The following is a 23,856-nucleotide window of genomic DNA, read 5'->3' as shown; positions in this document are numbered from 1 at the left end:
TTTAATATTATTGTTATTTTTTTGTCTTATCAATTAATCATTTTCTTTCTTGAATGATTATGTCTTTAATTTGACCTAATTCTAAATAAATTACCTTATCAGCCATTAAAGCTACATCGGGATCGTGCGAAACAATGATAATTGTTGTTCCATAGTCTCTATTAATTTCTTGAAGTATTTTTAAAACAATTTGGCCAGTTTTTTCATCAAGTGCACCTGTTGGCTCATCGGCAACTAATATATCTGAGTTTTTAGCTATAGCTCTTAGAATAGATACACGTTGTTGTTGACCACCAGACATTTGAGATGGATATTTATACATGCATTCTTCTAAATCAAAATCTTTAAATAACTTTTTAATATCTAAATGTTTTTTCTTATCTTTTTGTAAATAAGAACCAGTTTCAACATTATCATAGCTATTTAGGTTTTGAAGTAGATTATAGTTTTGGAAAATAAATGAAATATTATCTCTTCTAAATAAGGTTTGTTTATTATCGTTTAAATATGGCAAATTTACGTTATTAACGACAACCTTACCGCTGGTTGGACGATCAAGTGCGCTAATTATATTTAAAAGGGTTGATTTACCTGAACCGGATTTTCCGTATAAAATTGCTATTTCGCCTTTTTTGATATTAAATGAAACACCCTTTAAAACGTCAGTTGCAACATTACCTGATAAATATGTTTTTTTAACGTCAATAACTTCAACAATATTATCATCAGTATTTTTTTCTTTTTCTAAACCATCTTTTTTACGTGGTTTATTATTAGCTAGTTTGTATTTTTTTAATGTTGCTGAATCTAAAACTTTAACAGTTAAACCTTCGTCTTTAATTTCAAATGGTTCTTTATGTTTATTAATATCAATAATATTCAAATTATTTATATTTTCAGTTTTATCTTTTTTTATTTTTCTTCCCATTATTTTCCTTTCAAGGCATCAACTGCTTTTACTTTATTTAAACTCTTTCAAGTAGCCATTGATGTTAATATAAATACTGTTAAACAAATTGTAGCTGAAATTATTATTGTTGAATAATGCAATACAAGTGGTAATATGATTTGTGATGTTGACATCATGAATGCATTAAATGCTGAAATCAATAACAGTGTTGCTGGTATCATAAGAACACATGCAAACAGTATTGCAGGAACAAAGTTAGCAAAGAATAACATTATTTTTTCTCTATTTGTATAACCTAATACAGAGAATGTTGCAATAGCTTTTTGATTAGATGCAATCATAATATTTGTAATAACTATCAATATAATAATCGAAATAATTAACGACATTATAATAAATGTAACTAAGACAACATTTACAGTATCTGAGATACCTACAATAAATCCAGCTTCAATATCTTTACTATTAACATCGAATGATGCACCAAACATAATGTTTTTGCCGTATATTGTTTCTGGTTGAGTTCCATAAAACTTAGTTAAAACGTCGCGTGCTATTGTTTTAAACTCTTCATTTGAATTAGATTCTTTTACTATTTTTTCAAACTGTAATTGATTTATTCCTAATAATTTAAATAACTGTTCTTTATATGAAAGTTTAGCTTCTGGATGTGCTTCATTATATGCATTTACATTATTTTCATAAACTGATACATAATTTAAATTTTCATCAGATATGAATATACGTTTAAAGAAATCTCAAATTGATTGATCACTTGCACCTTCAACTTCAAACGATGAAGCTGCTCCTCAGAATCCTGTTGATGAATAAGTTGTTAATGTATCAATAGTTTGAACAGGGGTAATATCGTTTGATAAAATTCCGTTGAACGCTTCGTATTTTCTATTGAATTCTTTAGTTAATTTTTCTTCTTTTCCTGGATTTCTAAATATAGAATTTAATAATTCTTGTTTTCTTGACTCTCTTAATCTTTTTGATAAAGTATCATATCCTAAAATCTTATCGATTATATCTTTTCTTGTAATTAATTCAGTATTTATATATGTTTCAGAGACATCAATAACTTCGAAAGTGTATCTTGTTTTAGGTGCATTTTGTAATAATGCTTTGTAAGCAAATCTATCAACATGATTTAATAAATCTACCTCAATTTTTGAACCAATACTTAATCCATATTTCTTCTCAGCAACAGTATTTACAATTAATGGAATGTTTGAATTTATATCAAATTTGTAATCTGCTAATTTTTGTTGTAAATCTTCATTATTTTTATTATGCATTGATATAAATTTACTATCATCATAATATCCATAAATTTTTAATTCTTTATTGTCGTGTGAAACTTTTGCATAACTATATTTTTCATTTGTTGTGTCATTTCAATAAATTCCACCAAATGAAACAAAGAAATCTAAACCTTGAATCTTACGATATGCATCAACTAAAAAGTTTCTATATTCTTGTCTAAAGTTTGAAGTAGATACTGGTTTTGGTTTGTAATAAACTTCATTTAGTGAATCTCATTCAACAAACTTAAATTGCTCATTGATACGACCACCATTTTGTCCACCATCATAAGTTGCGACATTTGTAAAGAAGAAGAAACTGCTTCTATTACTCATATCCTCAGGTAATTGATTCTCAACATCTCTTCTAAATTTTTCTAAATCCTTAACTGCAATTATATTATCCAATGAAGTATTAGAAATATCTAAATAATTTCCGCCAGTTTTAACCTTAGTAATATCAATTAAATATTGAGTATTTTGCATTTCTTTAGAAACACGCTTAAATATTTGTGAAACACGGGCCCTTTGAGTTTCAGGCATATTTGCATAAGTAATATCCCATGGGCTAAGTTCAACCGATAAATCTAATAAAATATCTAATGAAGACTTAGTTAAAACTGTGGGCGCATATGGTCTATTTATAACATCAGTATTGAATGAATGTCCTGGTCTTAAGAAGTTTGGATTTGAATAATCTAATTGACTTCCACTTGTCGAAGAAGTTCCGGCCAAATCATTAGGTACATATAATAATGAATTGATATCATCTTTATTATATGTTACATAAGGACCACCTTCTGTTGTTGGGCTTTCTAAATCTAATTTAAATTTATATAATCTATCCTTATATGTTTTTGTTATTGCTTTATTAAAAATATTATTCGAAGATAAGAAAAACATTGAAATTAATGATGTTGTTGAAAAGGCCAAGAATAACGAAAGCATTTTTCAGAAATTATTTAATGCCATAGAAGCAATAAATCTAGCTTTAACTGGTAGTTTTCTAAACATTGCTGATATACGTTGAGCAAAATTTCCAACACTAACCTCAGTCAATCCGCTCATAAGTTCAATTGGTTTTTTACGAACAGATAAAGTAGTAATTGCAAATATTAGTATACTTACAAAGAAGAAAGGAACTAATATCGTTGATATCATCGCAATTGGATGGAATGGAATTATATTATTTTCTAGCGTCCAATATGATGATAAAACATTCATAGCTGGTTTTTGTAAGGCAAATCCTAGAATATAACCTGCTAATCCACCAACTATTGCTGGTATTCATCCAAAGGCACAAAATGCTATAGCTATTTTGCTTGTTTTATAACCTTGAGCCCTTAAGATACCTACAACCTTATTTCTTGCTTCAATATATCTTTTCATAATGAAGTATATAATAAAGGCAACTAATACTGTTAACACAGTTATTAAGTATAGTGTAGCATTCTTAATAGAATTTACAATTGCTCTAATTGTCACAATTCTAATTTGTCTTTCAGGATTGATACTATCTAATTCATCTCTTAAATATACCTTTTTAAATGAATTTGGATTAATTACATTAATATCATTTATAAACTTTTCTTGCAATTCTTTAGGACTTTTGCCTTTTAAATAATCTCCACTTTCATCCAATGGTGATTTAACCAATGCATATGTTTTAATTGCAAATGTTGGGTACGCTGAAAAAATTCTGTCAAATCCCTTTGAGTTTACATAAACTATAGCTTGTGATTTTGTATCTACTTGAATATTTTCTTCATTAACAACAGGATATAAATAATCAACTGTTGAATCAATGCCTATTATTAAATACTCTTGAGTATTAATTTTTACTTTGTATTTACTATCTAATGACGATATAAATAACTGCATTTCATATGGATTAGATAAATATTTAGAAATATCACCTTTATAAACTTCTTTGTTATTTTTTGAAGCATATCCATAATTTACTTTTGCAACATATGAACCAGAATCTGAATAAGAAATTAAATTTGATATTTGAATAGGTTCAACGATTTTGAATAACAGTTTCTTTATAGATGATGTTATATTCAATCCAAACATTTCAAGTTCATTACCATTTTTATCTCTTAGCAATTGATTGAATAAATAATTAAAGCTTGAAATATCTAAATCAACAGCATCGTCATTTTTAGATTCAATATGTCTTAAGGAACTATCGAATCTTTGTGTTAGTTTTTCAATTTGATAAACTATGTCTTGAATGTTTGAAGATTTTAAATTGTTTAACATCTTTTTAACAATATAAGCAAGATTTCCTTCACCTGGATTAGGACTCAATGCATAGTACAGAGGAATTTGTGGAAAACTTAATAGTGTTAATGGATTTAATAAATTATTTGGAATATTCAATAATGCTAAATAGTTATTTAATTTTGAATTTTCTGTCGCCATTTTAAAGGCTAGATCAAATTCATATGAGTTATTTATTAGTGGTTTAATTTCTCCTTCATTATCTGTTTTTAAAAATGAATTTAAAAACATTTCTAATGTATTATTGTAATATGTTGACATTTGTGAAGATGATGCTATATAACCGAAGTTATAAGTTAATTCATTTGAATTTTTAATTAATAAATTAATAATCTTTTCAATTAGATCATTATCAATATTTAAATTTGACAAATTTGATTTAAATTGTTGAATTGCATTTGAACTTTGTAACAATGCAACAACTTCTTTATTTGCTAAATTAGTATGTGCATGGGCAAATGGAATTTTTAGAAGTGTTGCTTTATATTCTTTATCACTGCCTAAAATTCCCATACTTGGAATTGGATTGATAACCTTATCAAAATTAGTAATTACACTATTAAATTCTTGGCTTTTAGCAAGATTATAAATTTCTTTTAAAACCGATTTAATTTGGGCAAATGTAAGAATATTTTTATATTGTTTTTCAATTATTCTATTTCCAGTTCCCTCATCTATTATTATCTTATCTTCATCAGGTTCAATTCTATTTAAATAATATGCTAGCTTAATTCATAAGCTATGTAAAACAAAATTGTTTTTAATAATTGAATTTTCTTTTTCTCCTAAAAATATAGAAGCAAAGTATTTAACTAATAAATTGTGTAATGTTTTTAGAATTTCAATATCTTCTTCTTTTTCTGGGTTTGTTGAATCAATAGTTGCTGATAAATAAGCAAGATCTCCATATGTTTCAGGCGCAACTTGATTATCTTCAAGAATAAAATTGTAATTATCATCTTTTGGTTTCAATGATTTTAGTTTTAATTTTTCAACAAATAAATAATAAGCTAACAATTTATTTTTTAATAAAGTTAGGTTATTTAATTCAATATCATTTATTAATACTTCATTTTTAATAAAGTTAAATTCATTTTTGGTAAGTTTTAATAATGAATTTGAAGTTATTGCTTTGTCAACTTTAGTTATAACCTTATTTATATCTGTTAAATCATATTTATTAATCACAACATTATATACAGAAGGAACACTTGCTACAGAAGAATCATTTGGAAATGCAAGTTTAGATAAAACAGCTAAGTCGAGCAATGAAATTTTCCCATCTTCTTTATCTGGTATTGATATATTTAATTCTTTTACAAAGTTATTTGTTTTGTTAGAAAGATTAAATATTTTAATTAATGCATTTTGAATTTGAATTATTTTACTTGAAGAAAACTCATTATCGGCAGTCAAGTTCAATGAAGACATAAATGCAGCTAAGTAGTCTGATTGAGTCAAATATTCGGTATTATAGTCGTTATAAATTTTATTATTAGCAGTTATTGGATAATTATTAATTTTTATTAATTTATTTAATGAGTTAGCAAATTGGTCAATACTTATATTTGAAAATATGTTAAATAAACCTTCATTAATATTTGAGTATGTTTTATCTTTTTTACCATCTAAAGCCAAAAAGAAGTTTTTAACTTGGTCTTTTGTTTCTTGACTAATTTCAACATTAGCGTTTATGTGTGCTCTGATTCATTTTGAATAATAACTGCTTGTTTCGTCAGGGTTTAAAATTTTAGAAAAATCTACTAGATTAATTAAATTCTTAATTGCATTTTTGAATTTTTCTTCTTTAACTGATGAAAGTAAAGAAATGATCATTCTTTCATGAGACATTGTCCAGTATGTATCATTAACTGATGTGAATGGTTTATATGGATGTCTGTCGTATCAATCATTGATTACTGCTGAAAATTTTATAAAATCAATAGAAGAAACTATATCACCTAATATATCAAATATTTGTTCCTTATCTTTTACATAATTAAAGATATCTTGCAATGTAAGTTTAAGTTGTGGAATGATATAAACTTTTGAAAAATTAAATATTGCTCCTAAGTTATTTATTTGCGAGATTAGGTATGTATCTCTTTCCTCTTGATTTGAACCTGAAGAAATATATCTTTCCTTAAAGTATTGAAATACTTTAATAAAGAAATTATGAATAAACGAATTAGCATTAAGGTTTATAAATTCTAAATTTTGGTTATTCTTTTGATCTAATGGTTTTATTAAATATTTAATAATATCCAATATAGTTTTTTCTAAAATAAATTGATTTGTTTTACCTATAGCTAATAATCTATGCAATCCATTTGCCTCAACAGAATCACTGACAGCTTTAAATAAACGGAATATATCTTTTTTATCAAATAATTTAGCAAAATCTGTATCTAGGAATACCGCTCTTAATCTTTCAACAAGAGATTTAATTGTGTCTTTTTGTACTATTTCTTGAGTTAAATCATTAGATATAGCTCCAAATGAAATAGGAAGACTAATTGAGTTTTTAAATTGATTATTAACCACAGCTCAACCATTAGGACCAATTTCACCTCTTATAGTGTAATCTTGTTCCACTAAATAGTTATAAACTTCATCTAGCGTTAAATAATCCTTATCATTTATTAATATTTTATTTCAAACAATTTCGTTTGAAAAACCATCAATATTGCTTTGTCTTAAGAAAATATATTTATTAGGACGAGGCATTGCAATTGCGCCCACTATTGTCGATCCAAATCCTCTCTTAATTTCGGGAGTAGAAGTTGTTAAGACTAAAATCTTTCCGTTTGTTAAATTAGGGATTTTTGTATTAGATAAGAAATCATAGTAATTTTCAAAACGAATATCAGCATTAAAATATTGAATATGTGGAGTGAAGTTTTTGAAAATAGTATCTATTAAAGTTCTCGTATAAACAGAAGGTAATTTTTCAATTTTATTGCTATTTTTTTCTGGTTTTAATAAGAATTTATCTACATTTTCATTAGAGATACTTGAATGTAAAATTGTTTTGTTAAGTGTTTCGTTGTATAATTTCCCAACATTATTTTCAAAGCCTAATAATTTATTTTCTTTGTCTCCAATATCGACAAAGTGAAAAACATTTTTCTTTGCATCTTCTTCGTTTACCGTTTCAACTGTAACTGTTTTTCTAATACCTAAATTTTCTTTTCCAACAGTACTTTCAATATCTTTTAAAATTGAAGATCTTGCAAAATTCAAAGCGCCGTTTCTAATAAAATCTTGGTAAGAGTTTAATTTTTCAACATCAGAAACATATAAATATTCATCTTCAGTTACTTCAACATTTGAAATCTTATTAAATTCAATTTGTTTAATATTTCATAAATTAAATTTTTCTTGATTTTCTTTTTCATCAGGAATATTTTTATTTTCTTCTCCACCTGTTCATGGTGTTTTAAAAGTAATATTTAAATCATCTTTATCAATAATCTCATTTTTTGAAACACTTTGTGTATATTTATCACCAATTGAATAATTAGTTGTTATTGTTTTGTCTCAATATGAAAAATACAACTTTTTATCATATTCAGCTTTATTATTTTTATAAAAATGTTCTATAAATTTGAAGTATGAGCCTTTTCAGTTAGAGTTTTCTTCCTTTTGTTGCTCATTTCAGTTTAAAACATAACGATATCAATTATAGGTAATTAATTTTTCTAATTTTCTAATTCAATTTAAAGGTATTTTATATGTTCTATTTGATTCTAACTCCACAAATAAAGGAGAATCTGACTCGATTGCTTTTTGTGATGCATAATCTTGTAATGTAAAGTTATTAACTAAATTGTCGTCATTTATTATGTTTCATTCAGTTGTTTTTTTATCATCTTGTAGCTTTATTTTTGCATTTTCATATGCATTATCCTTAAAGTATCATTTTTGATCTTCGTCATTTTTTTCAAAACCTAAAAGTGTTAGAACATCATTTGCAGAAATAATTGATAAATTACCTTCCGATTTTCAATTGTCATAATCCTCAGTTAAGAAAGAGGCTTCTTTTGTTAATGTATTAATAAATAACGGAGAAGCTTCAATAACTGTATCCTTAACAGTTTGTTGTCCAAAAGGGCCTTTTGGGCCATATGATATAGTAATAATATCTCCAAGTTTTACATTGTGTTTTAGGGTTATAACATCGGTTGGTAATATTTTATTCTTTGATGTTACTAAGTTAAATTTATTTCCATCTTTTTTATAAACTTTAAATTTTCTATTTTCACCAGAAAAAATAAATTCTCTAATTTTGTCTTCACTTGGGTTTTCTTTATTTATTTCGAACTCAACACTCGTTACAACTCCGCTAGTTTGTTCGTGATAAATTTTTAAAAAATCTTCAGTCGAAATATAATAACTAGAATCAATATTTCAATTTTCAATATTGTTCGAAACGTTAATATAATTTTGTTCATTAGCAGGAAGGTTAATTGTATATGAAATATCAGAACCATTTCTTGATGATTCAAATTTTATAGGTGAATTTACTAAGGTTTTATTATCAGCATCTATTTGATTATAACCTTGATGTGGAATAATTCCTGACGGATTAATATCAAGATCAACCGTTAAATCATGTAATTTCGAAACCTTATCGTACGCATTGATTGTTCTTGAATAAGATGTCTTAACATCATTTAACAAAGTGAATAAAAATGTTGTTAAAAATATAAGAATAGTTAAACAAATTAATGTAACTTTGTTTTTAGCTAATGATCTAAAAACCTCTTTAAATAGTCTTTTCATATATAAACCTTTCTAAAATGAATAAATTAATTATATATTTTATTAAATAATTTATTTAATAAAAGTGATCTATGGTAAATAAAATAAAATATGCCACTATCATTTTTTGACATATTTAATGTTATTTTTTTAAATTATTTTTTATTATTGTTGCCCATTTTCTTGGGAAAATTTTCGGCGTACTTCTGTACTTACTATAAAAAACTAGAATGTTATTAATGTTAAAAAACTTATCTAAATTCAAGATTTTATATTCTATATTTAATTGATCTTTAATCCATGATGAATTATCAATTTCCTTTTTAAAATTAGAGGATTTTAGAAAACAAAATGTTGAATTAATTTTTCCTAAATGATTAGATATTTCAACTAAATTTTTTAATTCCGATACAGCTTTTGCACTTATGAAATCAAATTTTTCTATTTCATTTGAATCCTCTGATCTAATTTTTTTTACAACTATATTTTTTAAATTACATTTCAAAATAACTGCATTTAAAAAATTTACTCTTTTTTCCATTGGTTCATAAATTGTCAGTTGAAAATTAGGATTATATATAAAATAAGGAATTATTGGAAAACCTGCACCAGAGCCTATGTCTAATACACTTTTATCATCTAAATTTAATATTTTTTTATTAATTTCTTTAAATATTAAAATTGATTCGATTATCCCTTCTTTTACTAATTGTTCTTCATAAAAGCCAGTTAGATTGTATTTAGAATTTTCTTGTTCGATAAGAAAATAATAGTCTCAAAGTTTTAAAACAGTAGTGTTATCAGCTTCAGGTAGAAATTCTTTAATTAAATTATTAAATTTTTCCGTTGCTATACTTTTCATAAATTTCACTTATAGAAGTATTGTTAATGTTTGCCTTGATAACAAGACCTAAAAATTCTGCCATTGATAGTTCTTTTAATTTCTTAAAATGTGAAAGGTGTGAATGATCTGTTGAATTTGTAATCATAACTTCATCGATAATAGGATTATTTTCAAACATTTCAAAACCTCTTGAAAATAAACCGTGAGTAGCAGCGATAATAATCTTTTTAGCACCTTGCTCTTTTAGTGTTTCAGCAGCATGAATAATTGTTCCACCGGTATCAATAATGTCATCAAAAATGATTACATTTTTATCTTTAACATTACCTAAAACACCCATTATTTCCGAAACGTTTGGACCTGTTCTTCTTTTATCGATAATTGCTATTTGTTCATCACTATCTAAAAGTTCTGATAATTGTCTTGCTCTAACTGCTCCACCGTGATCAGGAGAAACAATAACGAATTTGTCTTCTCTTAATCTAAGTTCTTTCGAAAAGATAAATTGACCGCTTAAATCATCAACTGGAATACTAAAGAAACCTTGAATTGATGCATTATGTAAATCAAGGGTTATAACCTTATCAGCACCTGCTGTCTGTAATAAATCTGCTACTAATTTTGCAGTAATTGGATGTCTCCCGCTAGTTTTTCTATCTTGTCTTGCATATCCATAATATGTTGTAACACAAATAATTCTTTTAGCACTAGCTCTTTTTAAAGAGTCAATAAAAATTAATAAACTCATTATGTTATCATTTACTGGCTTACCAGTATTGTTGATAATAAAAACTGTTTTGTTTCTTACTGTTTCTTCGGGATATAATAATTGTTCTCCATCGGCGAAAGTTATCTTTTTAATTGGTTTAATTTCTTTATTTAAATATGCGCCTATTTCTTTTGCAAGCTTTTCGGAATTATCCATTCCAAAAATAATTACATTGTCTTCATTTTTATTCATTTTAATAAATTCCTTTTATAGTTTTACAAATAAATTTTAATATATTAATATTAAAGTTCTTTTCTTTTTATATTTTTTGTTTTTATTTTAAGAATAATATAAAAATAAGCACCATTATATTTAGCACTTATTTTTATATTATGATTATTTTTTTATAAAAATTCTTTATATAGTTTTTTGTATATTATTTTTGTTATTAAAACCAATAATGTATATGTTCCTAAAAGCAATGCAAGTCAGCCATAAAATTCCGCTGGAAGAGGAGCTAATTGTAATGAGCTATTAATTTTTGGTATATATGGTAAGGCCGTTACAACCGCAACACCGCCAAGAGTAGAAATAATTACAGCAGTAGATGAATTTGATTTAAATATTGGCATCTTATCAGTTCTTAATAAATGAATTACAAATGTTTGTGTTCACATAGAAACAACTAATCAACCTGCTCAGAACATGTACTTAAATAGTTTTTGTTGTTCATCATTTAATGCAGTAAAGTCTGATATCTTTGTAAAAGTGGTTCCACTTAATGATCTTGGTATTATTACAAAGAACAATAAACAAAACGCCATTATATCAACAATCGAACTTGCCGGTCCAAATCATAACATAAATTTCCAAATCGATTTATGTCCCCATTGCCGTGGTGATTGAATAAATTCTTTATCAACATTATCTCATGGTATTGTTCCACAACAGAAGTCATAAATTAGATTTAAGAAAATAATTTGAACTGGGGCCATAGGAATAAATGGAAGTAAAGCAGATGCGATAACAACACTAAAAATATTTCCAAAGTTTGAAGAAACTGTCATTTTAATATATTTGTTAATATTAGCATGTGTCTTTCTTCCTTCGACAATACCTGTTGCTAAAACATTTAAATCTTTTTCAAGAAGAATAATATTTGCTGATTCTTTAGCAATATCAACTGCCGTATCGACTGATATAGATACGTCTGCCACTTTCATTGCAGGGGCATCATTTATACCATCACCCATATATCCAACAACATGACCATTTTTTCTTAATATAGTAATAATTCTAGCCTTTTGGTCAGGACTTAATTTAGCAAAAATTTGTGTTTTTTCAACTTCAATTGCTAATTCAACATCTGAAAGTCTTGAAATATCTTTACCTAATAAAATTCTTTGGTATGGTATCCCAACCTTTGAACATACAGCCTTTGTTACAAGTGGATTATCTCCTGTTAATATCTTAACTTCAACACCTAAATTATGTAGTTTTTTAATTGCATCTTCAGCCGAATCTTTAGGAGGATCCAAGAAAGTTAAATAGCCAATTAGGGTCATATCTTTTTCATCCGCAACACTTAATTTACCAACTGCCTCAATATTTGATTTTTTAGAAGCAACAGCTACAACTCTCATTCCTTCTTCACTGAATTCCTCAACTTTATTCAATACTTTTTTAACTACTTTTTTATCTAGTGGAACAACTTTTCCATCTAAATAAATTTTGTTACATACATTTATTATTTCTTCAACAGCACCTTTTGTAATCAAGGTAACCTTATCATTTTTTAATGATTTAACTAAAACAGACATTCTTTTTCTATTAAAATCAAATGGAACTTCATCGATTTTTAAATAATGTAATTCTAAATTATCTAATGTTTTTTCTTCATCTGCTAAATCAAGAGTTCTATTGATAATTGATTTATCTAATAAATTTTTTAAGCCTGTTTGATAATACGAATTTAAAAAGGCATATTTTAAAACGTGTGTATCTTCTTTACCATTAACATCCAAATGGCGTTCCAGAATAATTTCATCTTGTGTAATGGTTCCTGTTTTATCAGTACATAATATATCCATCGCGCCAAAGTTTTGAATCGAATTAATATTTTTAACAATTGTTTTAGCCTTTCCCATCGCCATTGAACCCTTTGATAAACAAGCGGTTACAATCATAGGTAGCATTTCAGGAGTTAATCCCACAGCAATTGAAATACCGAACAATAATGCATTAATTCAAGCTGCACTACCTTCTGTTTTTTGATGCATAAGCCCCACTATTAAAAATACTATAGGGATAACGCATGCAATTATTACAGTAAGCATTATTGATATTTTTTTAATGCCTTTTTCGAAGTTTGTAGGAACCTGTTTTTCATTAAGTTTTGAAGCAACTTTACCGATAAATGTATCATTCCCAACTACTATGACTATTGCCTTTGCAGATCCTGAAATTATATTAGAACCCATAAATGCAAGATTAGAACGATCAGTTATATTATCATATGTTTTGTTCTTATCAATATCGCTATATTTTTCAATAGCATCACTTTCCCCTGTTAATGATGATTGAGATACGAATAAGTCCTTTGCAGATATTATTCTTACATCACCAGGTATAATATCTCCGGCAGCTAAATGAATGATATCACCAACTACAATTTCATCCATTGGTATTTCTTTTAACACACCATTACGTTCTACCAAACACGTTGTTTCAATGATTTCAATAAGTTTGTTAGCACTAGATGCTGATTTTTGTTCTTGTACAAAATGAATGATACTACTTGCAAAAACAAGTATTAAAATAATAGAAACAGTTATGTAATTAACTTCATCGTGTTTAGATTGAGTTAATGGAAGAATAATATCAATAACCGAAGATACTATAGCTAAAACAAAAAGGATAATATTGAATAAATTAAAGAAAGATCTAACTAATCTTTTACCAATTGTATCAGAACCTTTTTTAGAAATTTTGTTAACCCCAAACTCATCACGGTTTTCATCAACGATATCTTCTTTTAAAATACCTTTACTTGTAGAGTTATATTTTTTATATAGAAAATCAACATCAGATTCCGATGCTTCAGCTAGTCTTTGATTAATTAAATTTCTTTTAAGGTCTTGCTTATTTATTTTAGAAACATTGTTTTCAACAATTGTTTTTTTAATGTTCTTTTTCATTTTATCCCCTTTCATTTTTTAAATAAAAGAAGTAGCATTTATAAGATTAACAAAATGTGCTTACTGAAAACACATTGTATATGCAACATCGTTCGCTACTTTGTAATTCCATTAAGTCACCTTTCATTTTATGTATTAATTTTACAATAAACACCATTTTAAAAATAAAAAAAGTTATAAACTAGTGTTTATAACTATAATTCGTATAATTTTTCCATTTCTTTTTTAGATAAATCTTTAGGGTTGCCTATTTGAAATATAGTGCCATTTTTAATAAAAATATATTTATCAAAAAACTTTTGAATAATACTTAAATCATGAATATTAACAAGTACAGTAGTATTATATTTTTTATTAATATTTTTTAAAATATTCATGATATCTTTAGAAGTTTTAACATCCAAGGACGACGTAGGTTCATCAGCTAAAATAATTTCGACCTTTTTTAATAATAATTTTGCTATTTCAACCCTGTGTTTTTGACCTCCAGAAAGATCTGAAATTTTAGTAAAAATTTTATCAACTATATCTAGATTATCAAGAGTTTCTAAGATTTCTTGTTTTTGCTGTTTTGTTATCATTTTAAAAAATGAGAAAAATTTATTTTTATATTTAGGATAAAAATGTAATATATTTTCATAAATATTTAAAGAATCAATTAAGTTTGTTTCTTGCGATAAATAACCTATCTTTCTAACAACCTTTTTTCATTGTTTTTTATTAATAGAATCTATATTGTTATCATCTATATTTAAATAACCAGATTTTGTATCTAATTGTTTTAAAAGAGCGTTAAAAATTGTTGTTTTACCTACACCAGATTTTCCAATAATAGCAATCATTTCACCTTTATTTATTTCTAAATTAATATTATTAAGAATATTAACTTTATCTTTTTTGTAGGATGCTGAATAATTATTAAATTCAATTTTTTTCATAATCAATATTATATTTAAATTTTATTTTTTAGAAACATATAAAAATAAAAATGCCTTGTATGATTTATTAATTTTTAGGCATTTTTATAATATATGAATTATTTAAAATCTGGTTCAATGTTTAAATTTTTTAAAACTTGAATTGCAGTTTCTTTCATTTCTTTTGAGTAAGAATCAAAAATCATTTGTTCCTCTAATTCTAATCTAATTTTTGGTAAATGACGATAACCGTTTTTTCCTAAAATAACTGGTAATCCAAAATATATTCCACTATTTGCATATTCTTCAGGTAGTTTAACTCCTAATGAATATACTGATTGGCGGTCAGTTAAAATTGATTGAGTAATTTCGGCTAAGTTTTCACCAATTCCAAAATTAGTAATTCCTTTACCTGTAATTATTTCAAAAGCCTCATCTTTTACTTTTTGATTTAGATTGTCTAATCATTCCTTGGTAATTGTTCCGTTTGCTAATCAGTCTTTTAATGAACCTAATCCAATTCTCATTTTTGAAAAAGGGATTAAGCATCTTGAACCGTGTTCACCAATAACAAAGCCTGTAATAGAACCTGCTTTAACATTAATTTTTTCTGATAAGAATTTTTTCATTCTCGCTGTTTCTAAAATGGTACCTGATGATATTACTTTGCATGATTCAAAGCCAGTAACTTGTTGGAAAATGCAAGCCATCGTATCAACTGGATTAGACGCAATTATTGTAATTCCTTTAAAGCCTGATTCTTTTATTTTTATTCCAATGTCAGCAATTAATTTTGCATTATCTGTAAGCAATTCTAATCTATCTTTTAAAACGCCATCTTTTGGTTTAACTGATGCAGTAATAACAATGATTTCAGCATCTTTTAAATCTGTGTAATCACCAGCTTTAAATGTTGAACCATTGTTTGGCATCGAACATGCAGCATCATTTAAATCTTTTGCTTGTGCCTTAGCATAATCAACAAATGCATCAACTAAAATATAATCGGCTTCAATTCATTTATTCAATGAAGCATACAAGAAGGCTGATCCAACTGCTCCAACACCTATAATTCCAATTTTAGTCATTTTTATTTCCTCCAATTAGTTCTGTAATTTTTTTTGTTAATTCAATATTGTAAGTCTTTAATCCTATTTCTTCAAAAGGATCAAAATTCATTAAATAAGAAGTCATAATTGAAGCTCTGTGAATAAAGGCTATCAATCATCCAATACTTCTATCACTTATATCCTCTAATATTATCTCAATAAAAGGGATTTGATTACTTAAATGATAATCTTTTATTGCTTTAGCAATTGTTTTGTTTATCTTATTGTAAGAATATTTCATTAAATAATTAAATTCATCACCTTCATTATCATTCATTATTGCAACATTATAATCATAGTACGGGTTTTTTACTACAAAGTGAGTGTCAAACATCTTTCTCTGCTTTTCGAAGAATAAATTTGTAAATGTTTTCGTATCACTTGGATGTACATAAGTTTCAACTCTAATACCTTTGTATTTTCTATAAGATGTTGAGTTTAAATACATTGAAAATAGGTCTGCCATTTTTTTATATGAAGGTGAAAAAACTATAATGTTTTCAATAGAGAAAATGTCTTTTTCATCTTTTTTCTTATCTAATTTATTAAATACATATCTAACTAATGAATATTTATAAGCAGGATTATTTGATAATTTCGTATTCGAATAGTATTCGTTTGCCTCTTTAGCTCCTGTAATATATTCATCAATATCAATGTTGGCACATGCTAGTGGTAATAGTGTTGCAACTGAATAATTTAAAAATCGTGCTGTTGTATTATCTAATAAAACTAGGTGATTATATTTTTTATTTTGTACTAAATTAAATAGCTTCCCATAGTTATTATTTGTTGTTGCAAAAATATACTTGAGTGCGTTGTTTTTTCCAACCTTATTATTTAGAAGCGATATTAATTCTCTAAAAATAATTAAATTTTCTAAATCATCACCGTTTTTAGAAATAATATTTAAAGCAAAAGCTTTATTTTCTAAATATTGCATTAATTTTACAATATCGATACCATCAAAACTTTCATTCACATAAATAACTTCAATGCTTTTAGAATTTGTGTTTTTCGAAAAGGTTAAATCAATTATAGCTTGCGATTGAAGACATATTGTTTGAGGTGCAATTATCACTAAGGTATCAATTTTTTCTTCATGAAGAAATTTGACAATCTTTTTTATTTTTATATAATCACTTGATTGAATATTCTTTAAGACATCAAAGAATCCTAAACTTTTTTGACCTATTGTTTGTTTGTTTTGTATTTTTGAGTTAATATTTTCAATGATATCATTATATTTACCCTCAAATACCTTTTGATCAATTACTTGTTCGCAAATAAAATCTACTTTATTTTTAATCGCCATAACTAATTCCTTTGTTAGTAAAATCTAATAAAGCATCAAATTTTGCGTTATCTTTATCTAATTTAAACCTAAACGGGTTTCTCAACTCTTTTGGGTGAATTGCTTTGAATGAAAAAACTAATTCCTTATTTGGCATTATTTCAATAATTTTTAATTCTTTTATATCATTTACCTTAAACATTAGATTTAAATCGCTAATGAAGTAATCGCTAACTTCATGAATATTTAAATATCCTATTATTGAATCCTTTGTTATGAATGTAACTACCTTTTTTGATACTCGTGTAACTTTTGCTTTTATTATTTGATTAACTGAATAATTCATTTTAACCTTCCTAACAACATATTAATTATATATTTAAATAAATATATAAATGTATCTTTCAAAAAAATAAATTATTTATTATAAAATTTTTTTAGAACAGGGGTGCTTAATGCTGAGAAATACCCTCATTAACTGATCTGGTTAATACCAGCGTAGTGAGTTTCAATATTTTAGCATCCCTTTATATATTTAGAAATATGAAGGGATTTTTATAAGATGAAAATTAAAAAAATTGGTTTATTATTAGGAGGCTTTGTTGCTTTAGCAACTCCATTATTAGCTATTTCATGCAAACAAGAAAATAAGCTATTATTTTCAGTTAATGAACCATGATTTGGCAATAAAGAACACAAATTCTTTAATAAAATATTAGAAAAATATCAAGAAGCTAGAAAAAATAAGGTTGAAATGGATATTAAGTATATTGCAGAAAACAATGATCTAGTTTCAGTATTAAAAAAAGGAACAAGCAACATAGGAGTAATTACAACTCCGCTTTATGTTTTGCAAGAAAATCAAAATAGCAATATTTTACCAATTATCCAAACATTAACAAGAGCATTTAAGTTTGATAAAAATTTCAATGATAAATATTCTAACGGTATGGAAGACGATAAACTTAGACAAATTGCAAAAAATGCACAAGAATTATTCGAAGCTAAACCTTATACACAATGAACAAACGATGAATATAAATGAAATGGAAACATTTATGAACATTTTTATGCAAATGAAAATGAATTAGTTGAACATTATCGTGGATTAATCATGATTCATGGAACAGAAAATGAAAGAAATGCAATTAAAAAAGCATGAGATGAAAAAGATTGAAATTCATTTAGAAATTTTGGTCTAATAACCGGTAAACAAACAAGCGGATCAAAATATATTCTTCAAGAGCAACTTTTTAGAAAACACTTTAATTTAGAAGGCAACAAATTCACTTCTTTTGCTGAAGATAAATTACAAAATGCAGATAAATATACAATTGATAAGGCAAGAAATATTGGAAAAGGATCGCTAAAAAAATTCCATATTGTTTTTGATGAACTAGCTTCTTTTGCTTATACAAATAATAAAAAGGGGAATTTATATACTCCTGAAGATAATGATTCAAAAATTGAATTTTTAACAGCAACTGAACCACTAAAATACAATATTATCGCCGTCGATAAAAGAGCTTTTAATGATCAAGAAATAAACGATTTAAAAAACATTATAATTAATGTGTGAAGGGAAAAACAGGATGATTATGGACCAACAGTAGGTTTTAATGGATATAAAACCATTAATGATCACGTTGAAGAAGTAATCAATCCATACAACGAAATTTTTAATTAAGATGGAACTAAAAAAGGGATTTTTTAAAGAACATTTAAAATTAAATAACACTATTTTGAAAAACGGACCGTATAATCTGTTTTGAAAAATAGGTTTTTTTCTTATTATTTCTTCCCTAATAATTGTTTCAATATATATTATTAACTTTAGTTTTTCAAGAAATGGAATAAGCCTATTTTTTGAAGGCTTAAAAGATTTTTTTACACCTTCTACATATAGCAATCTATATAATCAAAACTTATTTATAATTTCTTTTACATTTTTATGAAACAGTATTAAGCTGGTTTTCTTAAGTACAATTTTTGGATTTATATTTGCTTTTTTAACTGCTTATTTTTCAAATATGAAAACTAATTCAAAATATATTGCTATCCCTGTAAAAATAACAGTTATATTTTTAAGAATTTTTCCTGAATTATTCTTCATATACCTATTTAAAATTTCATTTGATAAAGAACTTGCAATTACATTGATTTATTGCTGATTTACATGACTTTGATTACATGAGTATTTTTCTCAAACTATTGAGAATGCAAATTTTAATATTTTTTATCATCTAACCAAATCAAAAACATCAAAATTTAAAGCTTTTCGATTAGAAATATGACCTCAAATTAGAAAAAAATTTATAAGTTATTACTTTTATGCTTTTGAAACAAATTTAAGATGGTCTGCAATTCTTGCTAATTTAGGTTATTTAGGTATGGGAATTTTAACAAATCCTCAAAGCAATCCCGTTGATTATTCTCAATTATTAATACCTTTAATTATTCTTGTTACATTTTTATTTTTACTTGAAGTAATAAGTGAATATTTCAACAAATTATTTTTTGAAAACAGAACCACTAATGAAATTAATTTTAAAAAATATAATACTAAAAAACTAATTAAAAAAGTTTTAGCAGTAGCTTTTTTAATAATTGGGTTAACAATAACCGTAATTACAGTTAAGAATTTAAGCAATCAAACTTTTCACAAAACCGAAACATCAAACTTTTTTTCAAAAATGTTCCAGGGTGAATGAACTAAACTAACTTGAGACTTTTCTAATGATGGAATTATTTGAATATTATTACAACTTTTTGCTTTAGTATTTTTAACTTTTATTTTAGTTTATGTTATTTCTTATTTTAGAATGCTTTTGATGGCTAAGCAATTAGTTGGCAAAAAGGTTGGTATATTTTATAAATACTATAATATCTTTATTCGCTCAATTCCATCAGTTATATTATTTTTATTAATATCAAATCTATTTAATGAATTTTCAGCAGCTTTTGTTTTTGCATTTGCAATACACAGTTCTGCTTCGCTTTCAAGGAATTTATATCAAACTATAAATTTAGTTAATGAAACAAAAATTAAGGAATTAAAAAAATTAAAATATACTAATTTTTGGATTTATAAAAATTATATAAGACCTAAAATTAAACTAGACTTTATAACTTTTGCAAGTTTTGAACTAGAAAAAATAACTAGAAATTTTATTACTTATGGTTCATTATCGTCATCATTATTAGGGCAAAAGACAAATTTAAACAGAGCTAATGATGTCGAGAATATTGCACCATATTTATGAATAGGTTTCTTAGTGATTGCATTTATAAGTTTAGTTTCATATTTAATTAGATTAAAATTAACAAAACAAAAATGAATATAAAAAAACAGGATGATCTCCTGTTTTTTTATAAGTCAGTTTCCTGAAATGGTACGCCCTAGAGGATTCGAACCTCTGACCCAATGGTTAAAAGCCATTTGCTCTACCTTCTGAGCTAAGGGCGCTCTGGTGCCCAGAACTGGACTTGAACCAGCACGGCCATTACAGCCAACGGATTTTAAGTCCGTAGCGTCTACCATTCCGCCACCTGGGCATTAAATAAATTTAATGCTATATTATTATATTACTTTTTTAAAAAAGTGCAAAAAAATTTATTTTTTTTAAAAAACTTAAAATAATAAATAAAACCCAGGTATTATCAATAACCTGAGTTTTATTATAATAATTTATTTAAAATAAATAGTTAATATACTTTAAAAAAATATATTATAGACCGTAGTGTAATTCAACGATTTCTTTTAATGTTTCAAGTGGTAAAGCACCTGTTTCTAATAATAGATTTAAGAATTCTTTAATATTTTCTTTATCTGAAACAAATTGTTCTCTTGTTAAACCTTTTGATTTACGTACTCTGTCATATAGTTTTAACATAGCTTCTTTACCTGAGTTATATGAAGTTGATTGACCTGGTAGATTTAGGTAACGTTTTGATTCTGAAGTAATATCACCAATTCCTAATGCTGAATTTGCTTTTAAGAAGTTTCTTACATCTTGAATTGATGCACCTGCAGGTAAATCTTCTTGACCTTGAATATCACCATGATATGCTGTATCAACTGCACGTCTCATATTACGTAATTGAGCTTCATTTAAAGCACCGTAGTATTGTAGCATGTTTGCAAGTTCAACAGCTTTTAGAGTGTGAGCTTTCTTATTTTCTTCTGTAATTTCAGCTCCGTTAGCTGCTAATTTTCAATAAACTCCACCATGAAGTTCTTGAATAGCTTTAACTTGTTCTTCAGTTACATTTGAAGCTTCTGTTGCTGTTACAAAGCTTGTAATACCTTTTGAAGTTTTGAAACTTGAAGGTAAAGCATAGTAATCTTCATTTTCAAAGTCAGGAGTTCCATATCATCCAGCTTCAATTCCAAATCATTCCATGAATAGAGCTCATCCTTCTTTATATGAAGTGTAATTGAAAATGTTTCCAATTGTTAAGCCAGCTTCTTTTTTCAAGAATTGTTCTGCGTAGTAAATTTGGTTGTGGTGTCCCATAACACCTTCGTGGTTAGCAAATGATGTTACTGATCATTTTGGTAAGCTGTAGTATGGGTCAGCATTAAATATAAATGCACCGAATCCGTCTTTTTCGACATTTCTTGATGAATTATAAGCTCCAACACCTGAACTACTTCTTGCTCCATATTCATATGTTGTTAAACCATATCTTGGAACTTGGTTAGGGAAGTATGAGAATCCTTCATCCATTGTTGTTTCTCTAAATTGTCCATATCCCTTGAATGCTTCTAAAGCACCGTAGTAAAATTGTTGGTTAGTAATTGAACCATATGATTCTGTTGAATCTTTTAAGAATTCATATCCTAATTCTTTTAGGTTTTTAATTGCATCTGCTAATTTTGGATCGCTTAATAATTCTTGTTTTTTAGCATCTGAGTAGTATGAAGAATCTTCACGACCAAAGAAAAATTCTTCTTGGTTCATTCATTTGTTGAAATCAACTAAGTTAATGTTTCCTTCTTCATCTCTGATGTTTAGCTTTAGATCAACTATTTCGCCTTTTCCTAATCCATCTTCGTCATATTTAACTGTTGGTGCTCAAACGCCTGTTTCACTTCCTGTAATTAACTTAGCTACAGCTTTTGCAGTTAAAGTCATGTTGTTAGCTGCTGTTTTTGAAGTTGTATATCCTGATTCAAAAACATCTTGTGCACTGTCGTTAGAAGTAGTTGAGAATTTAAGAATTGAGCTATAAATTTTCTTACCATCTGTTGTTTCTTCTGAACCCGGCATGTGTGCAAGACCAACATTTTTAGCTTCTAAGTCTTTTTGTGTTAATCCTAAACCGTATACAGAAACTACACTGTTTGAAGTTTGATCAAAAATTTCTAATGTGTTTTCTACCTCGTTTATTGAATTAGCTTTATAAACTTTTAATTCTTCTAAGTTTTCACCTACACCGTGTTTTGATGCACTGTAATATTCAGTTACATAGAATTTATGGAATTCTTTTGTTTCTTCTGCAACTGTTGTAGATGAGTTAATAATATCAACTACTGATTTTGAATCTTCTGTACCTTTTGCAAAATCTAATAATTCTTTTTTGTAATCTGCAAATAAGAATGAGTTTACGTTATTTTTAATAACAACTTTTGATAAAACAACGTTTGAATTTAAACCTTCTTTTAAGTTTGCTAATACTTTTGTAGCTCTTGGACCTTTTATACGGTTTATAGTTTTATAAAATGCATTAACTGGGAATGCATATGCAGGACCTCATTCATATCAAGCACCTAATAAACGACCTTCAGCTGCATAAGTTGTTTGTGCAATACTTCAGTCGTATTTTAATCCACTTACTCACGCTGTTAAAGTAACGTTTAAATTATTTTTATTAATTTTTTCAAATTTATCAATTCATGATTGATAGAATTCATTAATTTTTTTAATATCTTCTTTTGAAGGATAATTTATATCAACAGTTTTATTAAATTCACTTAAGCTTTTTTTGTAATTTTCATATGATAAAACTACATATTTAGCTGTGTTTTTAAAGTTTTCGTTATTAATTGAAGCATCGCCTTCTTCAGCTAATTTTTCAAGAAATGGAAAGACTGCTTCGTCAATTGCTGATTGATATTCTGTGTTTAATTTTTTAAGCTCTTTTTTAAGATCAGAAATTTCTTTAGCTTTTTTAACTGCTTCTTCGCTTTTCTTATCTTCAATTGCATTGTATTCAGCTTCAAGTGTAGCTAATTGTTGTGTCTTTTGTTCAATTGTAGATTTTTGTTCAGCGTTTGCTAAAATAGCTTCGTTTTCAGCTTTTTTATAGTCTTCTTGAAGTTTTATATTTGCTTGAACTTTTGCCTTAGTAACTAATGATTTTTGTATTGCTCATGGAGTTAATGTTAAAGCAACTGGAGCTAGTAACAATCCACCAGTAATAGCACTAATGATTAGTCTTTTTTTATTTTGTGAAGTCATAATAAAAATTTTTTATATTCCTTTAAAAATTTAAATATTTTTATACTATTTTTAT

The 23,856-nt window shown here is 26.4% G+C and carries 12 protein-coding genes, 2 tRNA genes and 1 riboswitch; of the genes, 2 read left to right on the top strand and 12 right to left on the bottom strand.

Going from position 1 to position 23,856, the window contains the following annotated elements:
- Nucleotides 1–13: 13 nt before the first annotated feature.
- From V2E26_RS00160 to V2E26_RS00120, 9 genes are all read right to left on the bottom strand, one after another.
- Entirely contained in the window at nucleotides 14–928 is a 915-nt protein-coding gene (locus tag V2E26_RS00160) for an ABC transporter ATP-binding protein (protein ID WP_330463452.1), read from the bottom strand.
- Nucleotides 928–9,288 (bottom strand): ABC transporter permease, encoded by an 8,361-nt coding sequence (locus V2E26_RS00155; RefSeq protein WP_330463451.1) that lies wholly within the window; start codon nucleotides 9,286–9,288, stop codon nucleotides 928–930. The genes V2E26_RS00160 and V2E26_RS00155 overlap by 1 nt, the downstream gene beginning before the upstream one ends.
- Before the next feature lie 121 nt (nucleotides 9,289–9,409).
- Complete coding sequence (gene rsmG, locus V2E26_RS00150; protein ID WP_330463450.1) at nucleotides 9,410–10,129, bottom strand: 16S rRNA (guanine(527)-N(7))-methyltransferase RsmG; 720 nt, start codon at nucleotides 10,127–10,129, stop codon at nucleotides 9,410–9,412.
- A complete protein-coding gene (locus tag V2E26_RS00145) occupies nucleotides 10,101–11,072 on the bottom strand; it encodes a ribose-phosphate pyrophosphokinase (protein ID WP_330463449.1) in 972 nt (323 codons plus the stop codon). Before V2E26_RS00145 ends, rsmG begins: the two co-directional genes overlap by 29 nt.
- Nucleotides 11,073–11,224: 152 nt before the next feature.
- Entirely contained in the window at nucleotides 11,225–14,017 is a 2,793-nt protein-coding gene (gene mgtA, locus V2E26_RS00140) for a magnesium-translocating P-type ATPase (RefSeq protein WP_330463448.1), read from the bottom strand.
- A 194-nt stretch (nucleotides 14,018–14,211) separates the two neighbouring features.
- Nucleotides 14,212–14,955 carry an ATP-binding cassette domain-containing protein gene (locus V2E26_RS00135; RefSeq protein ID WP_330463447.1) on the bottom strand — a complete coding sequence of 248 codons (744 nt, stop codon included), beginning with the start codon at nucleotides 14,953–14,955 and terminating at the stop codon, nucleotides 14,212–14,214.
- 98 nt (nucleotides 14,956–15,053) lie between these two features.
- Complete coding sequence (locus V2E26_RS00130; RefSeq protein ID WP_330463446.1) at nucleotides 15,054–16,022, bottom strand: lactate/malate family dehydrogenase; 969 nt, start codon at nucleotides 16,020–16,022, stop codon at nucleotides 15,054–15,056.
- Nucleotides 16,015–17,358, bottom strand: a complete 1,344-nt coding sequence (locus V2E26_RS00125) for a glucose-6-phosphate isomerase (protein WP_330463445.1) — start codon at nucleotides 17,356–17,358, stop codon at nucleotides 16,015–16,017. Before V2E26_RS00125 ends, V2E26_RS00130 begins: the two co-directional genes overlap by 8 nt.
- Nucleotides 17,348–17,683, bottom strand: a complete 336-nt coding sequence (locus tag V2E26_RS00120; RefSeq protein ID WP_330463444.1) for a S1 domain-containing protein — start codon at nucleotides 17,681–17,683, stop codon at nucleotides 17,348–17,350. The genes V2E26_RS00125 and V2E26_RS00120 overlap by 11 nt, the downstream gene beginning before the upstream one ends.
- An 88-nt stretch (nucleotides 17,684–17,771) precedes the next feature.
- Nucleotides 17,772–17,859, top strand: a riboswitch (TPP riboswitch).
- Between the two features lie 40 nt (nucleotides 17,860–17,899).
- On the opposite strand from V2E26_RS00120, the gene cypl reads away from it, so the two are divergent.
- Nucleotides 17,900–19,024 (top strand): ABC transporter thiamine pyrophosphate-binding lipoprotein p37/Cypl, encoded by a 1,125-nt coding sequence (gene cypl, locus V2E26_RS00115; protein WP_330463443.1) that lies wholly within the window; start codon nucleotides 17,900–17,902, stop codon nucleotides 19,022–19,024.
- A 1-nt stretch (nucleotide 19,025) separates the two neighbouring features.
- Nucleotides 19,026–20,681 (top strand): ABC transporter permease family protein, encoded by a 1,656-nt coding sequence (locus tag V2E26_RS00110; RefSeq protein ID WP_330463442.1) that lies wholly within the window; start codon nucleotides 19,026–19,028, stop codon nucleotides 20,679–20,681.
- 46 nt (nucleotides 20,682–20,727) lie between these two features.
- Here the strand turns inward: V2E26_RS00110 and V2E26_RS00105 are convergent.
- The 3 genes from V2E26_RS00105 to V2E26_RS00095 form a co-directional block, all read right to left on the bottom strand.
- Nucleotides 20,728–20,803: transfer RNA gene (locus V2E26_RS00105), tRNA-Lys, on the bottom strand.
- A gap of 2 nt (nucleotides 20,804–20,805) precedes the next feature.
- A tRNA-Leu gene (locus V2E26_RS00100) sits at nucleotides 20,806–20,892 on the bottom strand.
- A 173-nt stretch (nucleotides 20,893–21,065) separates the two neighbouring features.
- On the bottom strand, nucleotides 21,066–23,801 hold the full coding sequence (locus V2E26_RS00095; RefSeq protein WP_330463441.1) for a DUF885 family protein: 2,736 nt from the start codon (nucleotides 23,799–23,801) through the stop codon (nucleotides 21,066–21,068).
- Between the last annotated feature and the right edge of the window lie 55 nt (nucleotides 23,802–23,856).

The sequence above is a fragment of the Metamycoplasma gateae genome, assembly GCF_036352135.1.
Lineage (GTDB): Bacteria > Bacillota_I > Bacilli_A > Mycoplasmatales > Metamycoplasmataceae > Metamycoplasma > Metamycoplasma gateae.
This window is presented reverse-complemented; position numbering and strand designations above follow the sequence as displayed.